The following is a 14,489-nucleotide window of genomic DNA, read 5'->3' as shown; positions in this document are numbered from 1 at the left end:
AATCCACAAACGCCTGCACATGCAGGCGTTTTTGTTTTTCAGGGCCCTGCTCTGGCTTCGTCCCAGGTTGAGATGCTGTCCGACAGGGCCACCCGGTGCCGGGCCCTAGAGTCGCGGCATGGAAGCTTCAGTTCGGAGAAAAGCATGATGTCCTTGATTGGTACCCTCATCGTTGGCCTGGTCGTTGGCTTGCTGGCGCGGGCACTCAAACCCGGCGATGACAGCCTTGGCTGGATCATGACCATCCTGCTCGGCGTGGCAGGATCGTTTCTTGCCAGCTACGTTGGTGTCGCGATGGGTTGGTACGAGGCCGGGCAACCCGCCGGCTGGATCGCCTCCATCGTGGGCGCCATCGTCATCCTCTTCATCTACAGCCTGGTTCGCAGCAAGAGCGCACGCTGACCCCCCTGCGCGCCAGCCGCATCCACCGGCTGGCGCATTTTCTTGATCGACATCTGCCCCGTCTTCACTGGCACGCATGATCTTTCGCACATCGGACAAAACCCCTCCCCCTCCACCACCGCGCCACGATGTGGCGCAAGCGGCCGAAAGCGCGCGCAAGTTGCTGCACCGGCGTGCGCTGGTCGGCGCAGCAGCCAGCAGCCTGCCCATTCCGGGCCTGGACTGGCTGGTGGATGCGGCACTGCTGGCGCGGCTGCTGCCGCGCATCAACCGCGAATTCGGCCTCACACCCGAACAGTTGGACAAGCTGGAACCCGGCAAGCGCGAGCAGGTGCAAAAGGCCGTGGCCATGGTGGGCTCGGTGCTGATCGGCAAGCTGATCACGCGCGACATGGTGGTGCGCCTGGCGCGCGCGGCCGGCATGCGCATGACGGCCACGCAGGCCGCCAAGTACGTGCCGCTGGCAGGCCAAGCTGCAGCGGCAGCGCTGGGCTATGCCACGCTGCGCTATCTGGGCGAGCGCCATATCCAGGACTGTATTCGTGTGGTCGAGCATGCAGAACTCGACATTCCCTCACGGCTGGATCGCACGGCGCGCAAGGTCGAGCAGACAGGTCAGCAATTGGAAAAGGCCGACAAGGCTAACAAGGCCGACAGGACCGACAAGGACGGGCGCGAGGCCGAGCCCGCCCCCGAGCCTTCCGGCAAGCGCCCGCGCTTCTGGCGCCAGCCCGATCGCGGCCCCTGGGGCCGCTCCCAGTAGACGGCTATCAGCCCAGGTCCGACGCCTGGTGGCGCTCGGGCACCTGGGTGGCTTCATCTCCCCAGGTACGGTTCACGCGGCGGCCGCGCAGCACGGCCGGCCTTTGGGCAATCTCCCTGGCCCAGCGCATGACATGCGTGTATTCATGGGCTGACAGGAACTCGGCCGCGCCATACACCTCGTTGAGCACCAGGGCCCCATACCAGGGCCAGATGGCGATATCGGCAATGCTGTAGTTCGCCCCTGCAATGAACGGGTGCAGGGCCAGCTGGCGATCGAGCACATCGAGCTGGCGCTTGGTCTCCATGGTGAAGCGGTTGATGGGGTACTCGAACTTCTCGGGCGCATAGGCATAGAAATGCCCGAAACCGCCGCCAAGGTAAGGTGCCGACCCCATCTGCCAGAACAGCCAGTTCAGCGTCTCGGTGCGCGCAGCGGGCTCGGCAGGCAGCAGCGCACCAAACTTCTCGGCCAGGTACAGCAGGATGGAGCCTGACTCGAACACGCGCACCGGCGGCTCGACGCTGCGGTCCACCAGCGCCGGGATCTTGGAATTGGGATTGACCTCGACAAAGCCGCTGGAGAACTGGTCGCCTTCGCCGATGCGGATCAGCCACGCGTCGTACTCCGCGCCGGCATGGCCAAGCGCCAGCAGCTCCTCCAGCATGATGGTGACCTTCACGCCGTTGGGCGTGGCCAGCGAATACAGCTGCAGCGGCTGCTGCCCCACCGGCAATGCCTTGTCATGGGTGGGACCGGCGACCGGGCGGTTGATGTTGGCAAAGGTGCCGCCTGAAGGCGCTGGCTGCCATACGGCGGGCGGGACATAGGTGGAGCTGTCGGTCATGCAGGGTTCCTGTGGTTCGCGGGCTGGGGAGAGGTGCCCGGCTGAAGGCGATTGTCCCGTCACCGGCGCGCTCTTGCCGGCGTGCGCGGAACGCCGCCACGGCGCCCGGGGATTTGCCACAATCGCGGCATGACTGCCGCCCCCACCTCCGCCCGCCAGTTCTGGCTCATGAAGAACGAGCCAGACGAATTCTCCATAGACCACGCGCTGGCCGCACCGCAGGCCACCATCGCCTGGGACGGTGTGCGCAACTACCAGGCGCGCAACTTCATGCGCGATGCCATGCAGGTGGACGATGGGGTGCTGTATTGGCACTCCAGTTGCGCCGAGCCCGGCATCTACGGCATCGCCCGCATTGCAGGCAACCTGCGCGTCGATGCCTCGCAGTTCGACCCGCGCAGTCCCTACTACGACCCCAAGTCCTCGCCCGACAAGCCACGCTGGCTCACGCTGGACGTGCAGGCGCTGCGCAAGACACGCACGCTGCAGATCGCCGAGCTGCGCGAGCATCCCGAGCTCGCCGGCATGCGTGTACTGCAAAAGGGCAACCGCCTGTCGATCACGCCGGTCACGCCCGATGAATGGGCCTTCATCGAAGGCCTGCTCCAGCCCGCCTGAGCTGCCGACCCGCCCGCTGCGGGCTGCTTTCTTACAAGCAAGAAGCTTCTCTCCTGCACGCCGGACCTGCACCGGCCGCTATGCTTTTGGGCATTTGCGAACCTGGATTTCGCATGCTGGAGGGAGAATCTTCGTGCGTTGGCGAAAAGCAAAAGCAAAAACACCCCCTGGAACACCCAAGAGCGGCATGGCCGCTGCGCCCGGCCGCCTGCGGCTGGCGCTTCGCGACGCCATCGCCGCCTCCCTGGGTGCGATGCTGGCCTGGGAGCTGTCCCACTACCTGCTCGGCCACCCCAAACCCGTCTTTGCCGCCGTCACCGCCCTGGTCTGCCTGGCGCCCGGCCTGCCCAGCCATCTCAAGCAGACCTGGGGCCTGGTGCTGGGCTGCGCCATCGGCATCATCGTCGGCGAACTGGCTTGGCTGCTGCCCGACACCATTCCGCTGCTGCGGCTGAGTCTGGCCTCGCTGGTCGCCCTGTCTCTGGCCGCCATGCTCGGACAGCCGCCGGTCGTCCCGATACAGGCGGGCGTCTCCGTCGTGCTGGTGCTGAGCATGGGGCCGAGCGCCGCGGGCGAGACGCGGCTGGTTGACGTACTGGTGGGCGCCGGTGTCGGCCTGATGTTCAGTCAGGTGATCTTCACGGCCAATCCGCTGCGCGCCGTGTCGCGCTCGGCAAGCGCCTTGCTGGGCCAGCTGGCCGAGGGGCTGGAAGCCACCCTGCGTGCCACCGCCACCCACGACACGCCCGATGCCACCGTCGCGCTGGGCCAGCTCACACGCAGCAGCGATGCGCTGAGCGCACTGCGCGCAGCCATGGTGGAGGCGCAAAGCGCCAGCCGCTGGTCCCTGCGCGGCCGCCTGGGTGGCGCGGGGCTGCAGACCATCACCGGGCGCTATGACCGCCACGCCGTGCGCCTGTATGCCAGCGCGCTGCTGCTGGGCGAAAGCCTGGTGCGCGGCATGTCGCATGACAGTGGCCTCATGCCGCGCGCCATCGTCCTGCACTGTGAATGGCTGGTCGATGCCTGCCGCCAGCTGTCCGCCAACGGCAACGTGGTGGCCCTGCAGCCCGATGACGCCCTGGCCGAACTGGCCGCCTCCGCTCCCCAGGCACCCGCCCAGCCGGTGCCCCAGGCCTGGCTGCCCGCGCTGGACCATGCGCAGCAGATGGAAGAGGCCCTGAAGGCGTTGATAGGCTCGCGCGACGCGTGATCAGACTGCAGCGCGCCCACGCGGCGCTGCACCCGCACCACTGATGCGCCCGATCGCGCCGGCCAGCCACCAGCCGATGGCGCACATGGCCGCCGTCACCACCCAGGTCCACTGCCATCCGCCCGCCTGCACGGCCACGGCCGCCACCAGAGGCGGGCCTGCAAACTGCCCCACGCTGGACCATTGCTGCATGAAACCCACCGTGGTCGATACTGTGGACTCATCGGGGGCCAGCCGCACCGCCATGGAAAACAGCGTGCCCGGGATCAGCCCGCCCGCCGCCGAAAACAACACCACCGCCACAAAGCGCAGCCACAACGGCGCCAGCGGTTGCCCCTGCCATTGCAGATAGGCCAGCAGCGCACACGCCGCCATGCAGCCAAACCCCAGGCGCAAGGCGCGCGTGGCGCTCCAGCCGCCTTGGAGCAGACGGCCCGAGGCCACATTGCCCACCATGTTGGCCAGCGCCACCACGGCCGTCAGCGTGCCCGACAATGCGGAGCCCAGGCCAGCCTCGGCATAGACCGTGGGGAGAAAGCCGATGACGGCCATCCACTGCCCTGAATACACGGCAAAGGCCACAGCCACGCACCAGGGTCCGGGGCTGCGCAGGGTCAACGCCAGGCGCGGACGCCAGCCACTGCCCGCCACCGACGCGCCAAGGGGCACCGGCCTGTCTGCCGGCACGCCACACCAGACGGCGACCCATGCGAGTGCCGAAATCAGCCCCAACAGCAACCACCATGCGGGCCAGGATGCCCAGGCCATCACCCACGGCCCCAGCAGCAAGCCGATGGCACTGCCCAGCGGCATATAGGTGCCCCACCAGCCCATGCGCGCGCTCAGATCGCTTGGCGCCACGCAGCGCCGGATCAGACCCGGCCCCGGCATGGCCACCAGCAAAAAGCCCAGCCCCTCCACGGCACGCAAGGCCAGCAGCGCTGCAAACCCCGTAGCGGTGGCGCCCAGAGCGCTGGCACCCGCCATCAGCAGCAGGCCTGCCAGCATGCTGCGCCGCAGCCCCCAGCGGTCTGCACCCAGACCCACCACCAGGCCCAGCACCATGCCGGCCACCTGCACGGTGGAAAGCAGAAAGCCGGCCTGCAGCAGGGACAGGCCCAATTGCTGCTGCAGCACCGGCACAGCCGGCGGCAGCTTGCCTACATGCAGAGCCGCGCTGACGCCGGCCGCCACGACGATCCATGAGGGATGCACCCCCTGCTTCGTTGTTTTCACTGGATGCTGTCTCCCGGGGGCGCATGCCATGCGCCCTGTAGCTGATGTGTGAAGTATCGAAAGCATAGGCCAAGCGGCGCCTGCAAACAGCACTCTTCTTACCCGCCGCCCCGTCTGTATGGAGGCACACTGAAAGCCTGGATCAACTCCCGAGGCCTTGCGCATGCGCTCATCACTAGATTTCAGCTCCTGGTCTTCGCTGCTGTCCACGGTGTTGGGCCTGCTGCTGGTCACCTGCCTGATGATGGGCATTCGCCTGCTGTTCATGCAGACCGTGCAAAAGCGGCGCGAGCGTGAAAACCGCCAGATCAATGAACGCCTGAAGTCGCTTATCGCCGCCTACAAGACGCTGGGCGGCTCCTTCACGGGCACGCTGCATGTGAATCCCCTGCACCTGCGCGATCTGCGCAGGCCCGCCGCCGACGATGCCGATGCACCACCGGCTTTTGGCAGCGAGCGCCAACGGCGCATTCGCGATGCGGTCGAAGCCGCGCTGTCCGATGTCATCTTGCTCGGGACGCAAGACCAGGTGCGCATGGCCGCCCAGGCGGCCCAGGACATGGTGGCAGGCCAGCCTGTCGAGACTGCGGCACTCGTCACTTCGCTGCGCGCCTTCATCCGCGAAGCGCTGGATCTGGAGCCGATCCCCGACAGCCTGCGCGTTCCCAACCAGGGCCCCACGCGTCCGGGCGGCACGGCGGGCGGGGCGCGCAAAGGTGGCGCGGAATCCGGCGCTTCAAGCAAGGGCGGTGGTGGCGGTGGTGGCGGCGGTGCCGGCGCAGGAATGGGCGCCGCAGGCATGGGCGGCCTGGGCATGGGAGCAGGCCTTGGCGCCGGCGTTCACCATGGAGACGATGGCACGCCCCCACCATGAACACCTGCCGTGCCGGGTCGAACCGCAAACCACTGGGACGCCGGCCCGCTTGCCGGGCGAACCTGACACTCGCCAGAAACAGCCAAGCCTGCGAGGTACCAGATGGCACCCCGCAGGCCTTGCATGCCGGGCAGCAGCCGCCTGCCTGCCCGTCCTCCCCCACCAATTCCTGTCAGACCATCACCACATCACAGCCGCAGCTTGGCCGTTGCCAGCAGCAAACCGAACCCCACCAACATGCCGCCAAAGGCCCTGTCTATCCAATGCCGCACGGCCAGCAACCGTGCACGCACCCGCTGGGCGGAAAAGCACAGCGCCACGATGCAGAACCACGCCACATGGGCCAGCGAGATGAATCCGCCATATGCCAGCTGCGTGGCCAGCGGCGTGTCCTGTCCCACGATCTGCAGGAACAGGCTGACCACGAACACCGTGGTCTTGGGATTGAGCGCATTCGTCAGAAAGCCCGTGCGCAGTGCCGCCATGTCGGAGAGCGCGGCCACGGGCTGGTTGGGCAAATCGCCCTCCGGGCGGCTGCGCAGCATGGTCACACCCAGATAGATCAGATAGGCTGCACCCAGCAGCTTGACCACGTCGAACAACCAGGTGGACTGCTGCATGAGCAGTCCGACCCCGAGCAAGGTATAGCCGACATGGACCAGCACCCCCAGGCCAATGCCCAGCGCCGTGAGCAGGCCCGCGCGGCGCGAGCGCAGCAGGCTGTTGCGTGTGACCATGGCGAAATCCGCCCCTGGGCTGATGACGGCCAGCAAGGTAATGGTGACTACAGCTATCCATTCGGTCATCGGTTATCCATTCGATTCAATGCAACGCGCCGGATAGTATTGGCCTTCCATGAAAATACATAACGATGTTTTCTGACACAGTTGGTGAACTCAATTCACATACCCCAAGCAAGCGGCTGCCGTCGCTGCAGGCCTTGCGCTGTTTCGAAGCGGCCGCCCGGCGGGAGAACTTCAGCAAGGCGGCAGAAGAGTTGCACCTGACCCATGGCGCCATCAGCCGGGCCGTGCGCTTGCTGGAGGACGATCTGGGCGTGACCCTGTTTGACCGCCGCAGCCGCCGCGTCTTCCTGACCGAGGCAGGCCGCCACCTGGCCCAGGCCGTGCACGAAGGCCTGGAGCGCATGCGCCAGGCCACGCAGGAGTTGCGCTCGCGCGCGCAGCAGGCGCGCCGCTGGGTGCTGTCCTGCGAGCCCACCTTGCTCATGCGCTGGCTGATCCCGCGCTGGCCCCAGTTCCAGGAACAGCACCCCGAGTTGCAGCTGCACCTGATGGCGGGCGGCGGGCCTTTCTCTTTCGCGGACGGCATCGATCTGGCCATACGGCGCGATGACTTCTCTCCGCCAGCGGGCTGTCATGCCGAGACCCTGTTTGCCGAGCGCATAGGCCCGGTCTGCCGGCCCGAGCGGCTGGCGCAGTGGTGCACGCGCTCCGACGAGGGGCATGCCACCGGGCTGCGCCCGGAGGCACCCTTGCTGCAAAGCCGCACCCGCCCCGGGGCCTGGTCCACCTGGGCAGAGCACAGCGGCCAGCCGCCGCCGTCGGGATCCCAGCTGCAGTTCGACCATTTCTATTTCAGCCTGCAGGCCGCCGTGGCAGGCATGGGACTGGCCATCGGACCCTGGCAACTGGTGCGCGACGACGTCGCCAACGGCGTGCTGGCAGCGCCCATGGGCTTTGTCGAGGACGGTTCGCGCTACTGCCTGCTGTCCCCCGCTCCGCCCACGCCAGATGGCGTGCACGACCAATTGCTGCAGTGGCTGCGCGCCCAGGCCTGAACAGCTCTGTCCCCTTTGCCGTGCCTGTGTCTGGGCCGGTGTCTGGGCTGATGCCTGTGTCCTTGTCTGCATCTTTCAAAGCAGAAAGGCAGCCGAAGCTGCCTTTCTGTTCTTGCCTGGCCTGAACGCCAGGCCTTGCGCTTACTTGCGCTGCGGCGGCAGGTCCGTGCAGGAGCCGTGTGCCACCTCGGCCGCCATGCCCAGGCTTTCGCCCAGCGTGGGGTGGGGGTGGATGGTCTTGCCGATGTCCACGGCGTCGGCACCCATTTCGATGGCCAGCGCAATCTCGCCGATCATGTCGCCCGCATGCGTGCCGACGATGCCGCCACCCAGGATGCGGCCATGGCCGTGCGCCTCGGGGCTGTCATCGAACAGCAGCTTGGTGACGCCTTCGTCGCGGCCATTGGCAATGGCGCGGCCCGAAGCCGTCCAGGGGAACACACCCTTCTTGACCTTGATGCCCTGGGCCTTGGCCTGGTCCTCGGTCAGACCCACCCACGCCACTTCCGGGTCGGTGTAGGCCACGCTGGGGATCACGCGGGCGTTGAAGGCGCTGGCAGCCAGCTCCTTGTTGCCCTGCAGTTCACCGGCGATGACTTCGGCGGCCACATGGGCCTCGTGCACGGCCTTGTGCGCCAGCATGGGCTGGCCCACCACGTCGCCAATGGCGAAGATGTGGGGCACATTGGTGCGCATCTGGATATCGACTTCGATGAAGCCGCGGTCCGTGACGGCCACGCCGGCCTTCTCGGCAGCGATCTTCTTGCCGTTGGGCGTGCGGCCCACGGCCTGCAGCACCAGGTCGTAGACCTGGGGCTCGGGCACGGTGATGCCGTCCTTGGCAGGCGCAAAGCTGACCTTGATGCCTTCGGGCGTGGCTTCGGCACCCACGGTCTTGGTGTTGACCATGATGTTGTCGAAGCGCGGCGCGTTCATCTTCTGCCAGACCTTGACCAGGTCACGGTCGGCGCCCTGCATGAGGCCGTCCATCATCTCCACCACGTCCAGGCGTGCGCCCAGCGTGGAGTAGACGGTGCCCATTTCCAGGCCGATGATGCCGCCGCCCAGGATCAGCATGCGCTTGGGCACGCTGGCCAGGTCCAGCGCACCGGTGGAGTCCACCACGCGCGGGTCCTTGGGCATGAAGGGCAGATGCACGGCCTGGCTGCCGGCGGCAATGATGGCGCGCTTGAACTGCACGATCTTCTTGCTGCCGGTCTTTTCCTGGCCGTCGCCCGTGGTCTCTTCCACCTCAAGGTGGTTGGCACCGACGAAGTTGCCGTAGCCGCGCACCACGGTGACCTTGCGCATCTTGGCCATCTGGCCCAGGCCGCCGGTCAGCTTGCCGATGACCTTGTCCTTGTGTCCGCGCAGCTGGTCGATGTTGACCTCGGGCGCGCCGAACTTGACGCCGGCCACCTCCAGGTGCTTGACCTCGTCCACCACGGCGGCCACGTGCAGCAGCGCCTTGGACGGGATGCAGCCCACGTTCAGGCAGACGCCGCCCAGGCTCTTGTAGCGCTCGACGATGACCACATTCAGGCCCAGATCGGCCGCACGGAAGGCTGCCGAGTAGCCGCCAGGACCGCCGCCGAGCACGACCACGTCGCAGTCGTAATCGGCCGCGCCACCGGCGTAGCTGGCTGCGGTCGGAGCGGGAGCCGATGCTGCGGGCGCTGCAGCGGCAGGCGCTGGAGCCGCCGCTGCAGGGGCCGATGCTGCCGCCTGGGGTGCGGCGGCCGCCTCGCCAGCGGCCTCCAGCGTCAGGATCAGGCCGCCTTCGGCGATCTTGTCGCCGATCTTGACCTTGAGTTCCTTGACCACGCCGGCATGGCTGGAGGGGATCTCCATGGAGGCCTTGTCGGACTCCACGGTGATCAGGGACTGGTCCTTGGCGACGGTGTCACCGGGCTGGACCAGCAGTTCGATCACGCCCACTTCGGCGAAGTCGCCGATGTCGGGCACCTTGATGTCGATGATTGCCATGTGTCGGGCCTCCGTTTACAGCAGGATGCGGCGGTAGTCCGCCAGCACTTGGCCCAGGAAAGCATTGAAGCGCGCGGCCGAGGCACCGTCGATGACACGGTGGTCATAGGACAGCGACAGCGGCAGCGTCAGGCGCGGCACGAATTGCTTGCCATCCCACACCGGCTTCATCTGGCCCTTGGACAGGCCGAGGATGGCCACTTCAGGGGCGTTGATGATGGGGGTGAAGTTCGTGCCACCGATGCCGCCCAGCGACGAGATCGAGAAGCAGCCACCCTGCATGTCGGCAGCGCCCAGCTTGCCGTCGCGGGCCTTCTTGGCCAGCTCGCCCATTTCCTGGCTGATCTGCAGGATGCCCTTCTTGTCGGCATCGCGCAGCACGGGGACCACCAGGCCGTTGGGCGTGTCGGCCGCAAAGCCGACGTGGAAGTACTGCTTGTAGACCAGGGTGTCGCCGTCCAGCGAGGCATTGAACTCGGGGAACTTCTTGAGGGCCGCGACCACCGCCTTGATCACGAAGGCCAGCATGGTCACCTTGACGCCGCTCTTCTCGTTCTCCTTGTTGGTGGAGACACGGAAGGCTTCCAGGTCGGTGATGTCGGCCTCGTCATTGTTGGTGACGTGCGGGATCATGACCCAGTTGCGCGACAGGTTGGCGCCGCTGATCTTCTTGATGCGCGACAGGTCCTTGCGCTCGACCGGGCCGAACTTGGCGAAGTCCACCTTGGGCCAGGGCAGCAGGTCCAGACCTGCGCCGCCGCCGGAGCCACCCTTGGGAGCGGTCGCGGCCTGGGCCTTGGTCTGCACGGCACCCGCCATGACGGACTTGGTGAAAGCCTGGATGTCGTCGGCCGTGATGCGGCCCTTGTTGCCCGAGCCCTTGACCTCGTCCAGCGGCACACCCAGCTCGCGGGCGAACTTGCGTACCGAGGGCGATGCGTGGGGCAGCTTGCCCGTGGGCGCCACGGTCGGGTTGTGCGCAGGCGCAGCGGCGGGAGCCGATGCTGCAGCGGCAGCCACCGGAGCTGCAGCGGCCGGGGCAGCAGTTGCCGGTGCAGGGGCTGCAGCAGCAGGTGCCGGGGCCGCAGCCTGGGCTGCAGGCGCGGCAGCGCCCTGCACGCTCATCTGGCCGACCACGTCGCCCACGTTGACCGTGTCACCGATCTTGAGCGTCAGCGCCGTGATGGTGCCGGCCGCTGGCGACGGGATTTCCATCGAGGCCTTGTCGGATTCGACGGTGAACAGCGATTGCTCGGCCGTCACGCTGTCACCAACCTTGACCAGCATCTCGATCACGGCCACGTCCTTGAAGTCGCCAATGTCGGGAATCTTGATGTCGATCTGCGTGGCGGCGCCCGAGGCCGCAGGCGCGGCAGCGGGAGCAGCGGCCGGTGCAGGTGCAGCCACCGGGGCCGGGGCTGCAGCGGCGGGGGCCGGTGCGGCGGCTGCAGGTGCCGGGGCAGCGGCTTCCGCCGACTCGACCACGGCAATGATGCTGCCCTGCTTGACCTTGTCGCCCATGTTGACGCGCAGCTCCTTGAGCACGCCAGCGTGGCTGGAGGGGATCTCCATGGAGGCCTTGTCGGACTCCACGGTGATCAGCGATTGCTCGGCCTTGATCTGATCGCCGGCCTTGACCAGCACTTCGATCACAGCAACTTCGTCGAAATCACCGATATCGGGGACTTGAATTTCTACCAATGCCATATGTGTCTCCCGTTCTTACTCAAGCGTGCAGCGGGTTGATCTTGTCGGCCTTGATGCCGTACTTGGCGATCGCTTCGGCCACGGTGGTGGCGTTGATCTTGCCTTCTTCGGCCAGCGCGCGCAGTGCGGCAACCACGATGTAGTGGCGATCCACTTCGAAGTGCTCGCGCAGCTTGCGGCGGAAGTCCGAACGACCGAAGCCGTCGGTGCCCAGCACCTTGTAGGTGCGGCCCTTGGGCATGTAGGGGCGGATCTGCTCGGCGTAGGCCTTCATGTAGTCGGTGGATGCGATCACCGGGCCATTGTGCGACTGCAGCTGCTGCGTGACGAAGGGCACCTTCTGGGTGTCCAGCGGATGCAGCAGGTTCCAGCGGTCGGCCTCCTGGCCGTCGCGTGTGAGCTCGTTGAAGCTCGGGCAGCTCCACACGTCGGCGGCAATGCCCCAGTCGGCCAGCAGCAGTTCCTGGGCGAAGAAGGATTCGCGCAGGATGGTGCCCGAACCCAGCAGTTGCACGCGCAGGCCGCTTTCCGGCACCTTCTGGCCGGGCTTGCACAGGTACATGCCCTTGATGATCTGCTGCTCGGTGCCGGGCGTGAGGCCGGGCATGGCGTAGTTCTCGTTGAGCAGCGTGATGTAGTAGAAGACGTTTTCCTGGTTCTGCACCATGCGGCGCAGGCCGTCCTGCATGATCACGGCGACTTCGTGGGCGAAGGTCGGGTCGTAGCTCACGCAGTTGGGAATGGTGTTGGCCAGGATGTGGCTGTGGCCGTCTTCGTGCTGCAGGCCTTCGCCGTTCAGCGTGGTGCGGCCCGAAGTGCCGCCCAGCAGGAAGCCGCGCGCCTGCATGTCGCCGGCCGCCCAGGCCAGGTCACCGATGCGCTGGAAGCCGAACATCGAGTAGTACACGTAGAACGGGATCATGATCCGGTTGCTCGTGCTGTAGCTCGTGGCTGCCGCGATCCAGCTGCTCATGCCGCCGGCTTCGTTGATGCCTTCCTGCAGGATCTGGCCGGCCTTGTCCTCGCGGTAGTACATCACCTGGTCCTTGTCGACCGGGGTGTACTGCTGTCCAGCGGGGTTGTAGATGCCGATCTGGCGGAACAGGCCTTCCATGCCGAAGGTACGGGCCTCGTCCACCAGGATGGGCACGACGCGCGGACCGATTTCCTTGTCGCGCAGCAGCTGCGTGAGGAAGCGCACATAGGCCTGGGTGGTCGAGATCTCACGGCCTTCGGGCGTGGCTTCAAGAATGGCCTTGAAGGTATCCAGCGCAGGCGCCGTGAATTGCTCGCTGGCCTTCACGCGGCGGTGCGGCAGGTAGCCGCCCAGGGCCTTGCGGCGCTCGTGCAGGTAGCGCATTTCCGGGGTGTCGTCGGCCGGCTTGTAGAAAGGCAGGTCGGCGATCTGGCTGTCGGGAATGGGAATGTTGAAACGGTCGCGGAAGGCCTTGATGTCCTCGTCGCCCAGCTTCTTGGTCTGGTGAACGGTGTTCTTGCCTTCACCGATCTTGCCCATGCCGAAGCCCTTGACGGTCTTGACCAGCAGCACGGTGGGCTGGCCCTTGTGCGAATTGGCGGCGTGGAAGGCCGCATAGACCTTCTGCGAATCGTGGCCGCCGCGGCGCAGGTTCCAGATCTCGTCGTCGCTCATGTGCTCGACCATCTTCAGCGCGCGCGGATCGCGGCCGAAGAAGTTCTTGCGCACGTAGGCGCCGTCATTGGCCTTGAACGACTGGTAGTCGCCGTCGTTGCACTCGGCCATGATCTTCTTGAGCACGCCGTCCTTGTCCTTGGCCAGCAGCTCGTCCCAGCCCTTGCCCCACAGCAGCTTGATGACGTTCCAGCCGGAGCCGCGGAACTCGCCTTCGAGTTCCTGGATGATCTTGCCGTTGCCGCGCACCGGGCCGTCCAGGCGCTGCAGGTTGCAGTTGATCACGAAGATCAGGTTGTCCAGCTTTTCGCGGGCGGCCAGCGAGATCGCGCCCAGCGACTCGACCTCGTCCATTTCGCCGTCGCCGCAGAACACCCAGACCTTGCGGCTTTCGGTGTCGGCGATGCCACGGGCATGCAGGTACTTGAGGAAGCGTGCCTGGTAGATGGCCATCAGCGGGCCCAGGCCCATGGACACCGTGGGGAACTGCCAGAACTCGGGCATCAGCTTGGGGTGCGGGTAGCTGGACAGGCCCTTGCCGTCCACTTCCTGGCGGAAGTTCAGCAGCTGCTCTTCGGAGATGCGGCCTTCCAGGTAGGCGCGGGCATAGATGCCGGGCGAGACGTGGCCCTGGATGTACAGGCAGTCGCCTCCGTGGTTCTCGTTTTCGGCGTGCCAGAAATGGTTGAAGCCGGCCGCGAACATGTTGGCCAGCGAAGCGAAGGAGCCGATGTGGCCGCCCAGGTCACCGCCTTCGGGCGGGTGCAGGCGGTTGGCCTTGACCACCATGGCCATGGCGTTCCAGCGCATGTAGGCGCGCAGACGGCCTTCGATTTCCAGGTTGCCGGGACAGCGGGCTTCCTGCGAGGTCTCGATGGTGTTCACATAGCCGGTGTTGGCCGAGAAAGGCATGTCCACGCTGTTCTGGCGTGCGTGTTCGAGCAGGTCCTCGATCAGCTTGTGCGCGTATTCGGCGCCTTCACGGTCGATGACGGCCGACAGGGCGTCCATCCATTCGCGCGATTCTTGTTGGTCCAGGCCGGCGGGAACGCCTGCATTGCCTTGCGGGTCAGTCTGAGCTGTCATGGGAATGTCTCCTTGCAGAAGGTAGCGTCTTGGGGTCGAACCAGTGAGCGGCGCAGCGCGCCAACGCAGGCGGGTAGTTCACCACGCCTTGCGCGGCACAGACCCTGTCTGGCGAACTTGAAAATACCGATTCACTGCCTCAATGCTCGGCGAGTGTCGCATACTTTTTTCGAATTTCAAATGGTGCTTTTTGATTTCATAATTTGAAATTATGCTGCAAACGCACATACAGTGAAGACCCCAAAGAACGTCGCCCAAGCGCCTCCGTGGCGACTCCAATACTCCTTAAAAACAGTCAGACTCTC

The 14,489-nt window shown here is 66.1% G+C and carries 12 protein-coding genes; 6 read left to right on the top strand and 6 right to left on the bottom strand.

What is annotated here, in order from left to right; genetic code table 11:
* Positions 1-144 precede the first annotated feature (144 nt).
* Positions 145-402: a GlsB/YeaQ/YmgE family stress response membrane protein gene (locus ACUTR7_RS01130; RefSeq protein WP_012205794.1), complete on the top strand. Its 258-nt coding sequence runs from the start codon at positions 145-147 to the stop codon at positions 400-402.
* A gap of 76 nt (positions 403-478) precedes the next feature.
* A complete protein-coding gene (locus ACUTR7_RS01125; RefSeq protein WP_445607887.1) occupies positions 479-1,165 on the top strand; it encodes a hypothetical protein in 687 nt (228 codons plus the stop codon).
* Positions 1,166-1,172: 7 nt separating this feature from the next.
* Here ACUTR7_RS01125 and yghU read toward each other — a convergent pair whose 3' ends face one another.
* On the bottom strand, positions 1,173-2,012 hold the full coding sequence (gene yghU, locus ACUTR7_RS01120; protein ID WP_013802231.1) for a glutathione-dependent disulfide-bond oxidoreductase: 840 nt from the start codon (positions 2,010-2,012) through the stop codon (positions 1,173-1,175).
* Positions 2,013-2,141: 129 nt separating this feature from the next.
* Between yghU and ACUTR7_RS01115 the strand changes: the two genes are divergently transcribed.
* Both ACUTR7_RS01115 and ACUTR7_RS01110 read left to right on the top strand, forming a co-directional pair.
* Entirely contained in the window at positions 2,142-2,630 is a 489-nt protein-coding gene (locus ACUTR7_RS01115; protein ID WP_096916426.1) for an EVE domain-containing protein, read from the top strand.
* Positions 2,631-2,817: 187 nt separating this feature from the next.
* The gene (locus tag ACUTR7_RS01110) at positions 2,818-3,843 is read left to right on the top strand and encodes an FUSC family protein (protein WP_013802229.1); all 1,026 of its coding nucleotides are present in this window, start codon (positions 2,818-2,820) and stop codon (positions 3,841-3,843) included.
* On the opposite strand, the gene ACUTR7_RS01105 is transcribed toward ACUTR7_RS01110, so the two are convergent.
* Positions 3,844-5,109 (bottom strand): MFS transporter, encoded by a 1,266-nt coding sequence (locus ACUTR7_RS01105; protein WP_445607886.1) that lies wholly within the window; start codon positions 5,107-5,109, stop codon positions 3,844-3,846.
* 133 nt (positions 5,110-5,242) lie between these two features.
* Between ACUTR7_RS01105 and ACUTR7_RS01100 the strand changes: the two genes are divergently transcribed.
* Positions 5,243-5,953, top strand: a complete 711-nt coding sequence (locus tag ACUTR7_RS01100; protein WP_445607885.1) for a hypothetical protein — start codon at positions 5,243-5,245, stop codon at positions 5,951-5,953.
* A 188-nt stretch (positions 5,954-6,141) separates the two neighbouring features.
* Here the strand turns inward: ACUTR7_RS01100 and ACUTR7_RS01095 are convergent, their stop codons facing one another.
* Positions 6,142-6,759 (bottom strand): LysE family translocator, encoded by a 618-nt coding sequence (locus tag ACUTR7_RS01095; protein WP_099751083.1) that lies wholly within the window; start codon positions 6,757-6,759, stop codon positions 6,142-6,144.
* Between the two features lie 65 nt (positions 6,760-6,824).
* On the opposite strand from ACUTR7_RS01095, the gene ACUTR7_RS01090 reads away from it, so the two are divergent.
* Positions 6,825-7,754 (top strand): LysR family transcriptional regulator, encoded by a 930-nt coding sequence (locus tag ACUTR7_RS01090; RefSeq protein ID WP_034394186.1) that lies wholly within the window; start codon positions 6,825-6,827, stop codon positions 7,752-7,754.
* 141 nt (positions 7,755-7,895) lie between these two features.
* On the opposite strand, the gene lpdA is transcribed toward ACUTR7_RS01090, so the two are convergent.
* From lpdA to aceE, 3 genes are read right to left on the bottom strand one after another with little or no spacing between them, the layout of a single operon-like run.
* The gene (gene lpdA, locus ACUTR7_RS01085; RefSeq protein WP_445607884.1) at positions 7,896-9,740 is read right to left on the bottom strand and encodes a dihydrolipoyl dehydrogenase; all 1,845 of its coding nucleotides are present in this window, start codon (positions 9,738-9,740) and stop codon (positions 7,896-7,898) included.
* A gap of 15 nt (positions 9,741-9,755) precedes the next feature.
* Positions 9,756-11,447, bottom strand: a complete 1,692-nt coding sequence (gene aceF / locus ACUTR7_RS01080) for a dihydrolipoyllysine-residue acetyltransferase (protein ID WP_445607883.1) — start codon at positions 11,445-11,447, stop codon at positions 9,756-9,758.
* A 19-nt stretch (positions 11,448-11,466) separates the two neighbouring features.
* Complete coding sequence (gene aceE, locus ACUTR7_RS01075) at positions 11,467-14,184, bottom strand: pyruvate dehydrogenase (acetyl-transferring), homodimeric type (protein ID WP_088164547.1); 2,718 nt, start codon at positions 14,182-14,184, stop codon at positions 11,467-11,469.
* Positions 14,185-14,489: the final 305 nt, after the last annotated feature.

Source organism: Delftia sp. NA_296.1, from assembly GCF_052692095.1.
Note: the sequence above shows the minus strand (reverse complement) of the source record. Positions and strands in the feature narration are given on the sequence as shown.

Bases quoted from the DNA above. Each gene is read 5' to 3' on its own strand.
- ACUTR7_RS01130 (WP_012205794.1), top strand. From the start codon at position 145: ATGATGTCCTTGATTGGTACCCTCATCGTTGGCCTGGTCGTTGGCTTG.
- ACUTR7_RS01125 (WP_445607887.1), top strand. From the start codon at position 479: ATGATCTTTCGCACATCGGACAAAACCCCTCCCCCTCCACCACCGCGC.
- yghU (WP_013802231.1), bottom strand. From the start codon at position 2,012: ATGACCGACAGCTCCACCTATGTCCCGCCCGCCGTATGGCAGCCAGCG.
- ACUTR7_RS01115 (WP_096916426.1), top strand. From the start codon at position 2,142: ATGACTGCCGCCCCCACCTCCGCCCGCCAGTTCTGGCTCATGAAGAAC.
- ACUTR7_RS01110 (WP_013802229.1), top strand. From the start codon at position 2,818: ATGGCCGCTGCGCCCGGCCGCCTGCGGCTGGCGCTTCGCGACGCCATC.
- ACUTR7_RS01105 (WP_445607886.1), bottom strand. From the start codon at position 5,109: ATGGCATGCGCCCCCGGGAGACAGCATCCAGTGAAAACAACGAAGCAG.
- ACUTR7_RS01100 (WP_445607885.1), top strand. From the start codon at position 5,243: ATGCGCTCATCACTAGATTTCAGCTCCTGGTCTTCGCTGCTGTCCACG.
- ACUTR7_RS01095 (WP_099751083.1), bottom strand. From the start codon at position 6,759: ATGACCGAATGGATAGCTGTAGTCACCATTACCTTGCTGGCCGTCATC.
- ACUTR7_RS01090 (WP_034394186.1), top strand. From the start codon at position 6,825: ATGTTTTCTGACACAGTTGGTGAACTCAATTCACATACCCCAAGCAAG.
- lpdA (WP_445607884.1), bottom strand. From the start codon at position 9,740: ATGGCAATCATCGACATCAAGGTGCCCGACATCGGCGACTTCGCCGAA.
- aceF (WP_445607883.1), bottom strand. From the start codon at position 11,447: ATGGCATTGGTAGAAATTCAAGTCCCCGATATCGGTGATTTCGACGAA.
- aceE (WP_088164547.1), bottom strand. From the start codon at position 14,184: ATGACAGCTCAGACTGACCCGCAAGGCAATGCAGGCGTTCCCGCCGGC.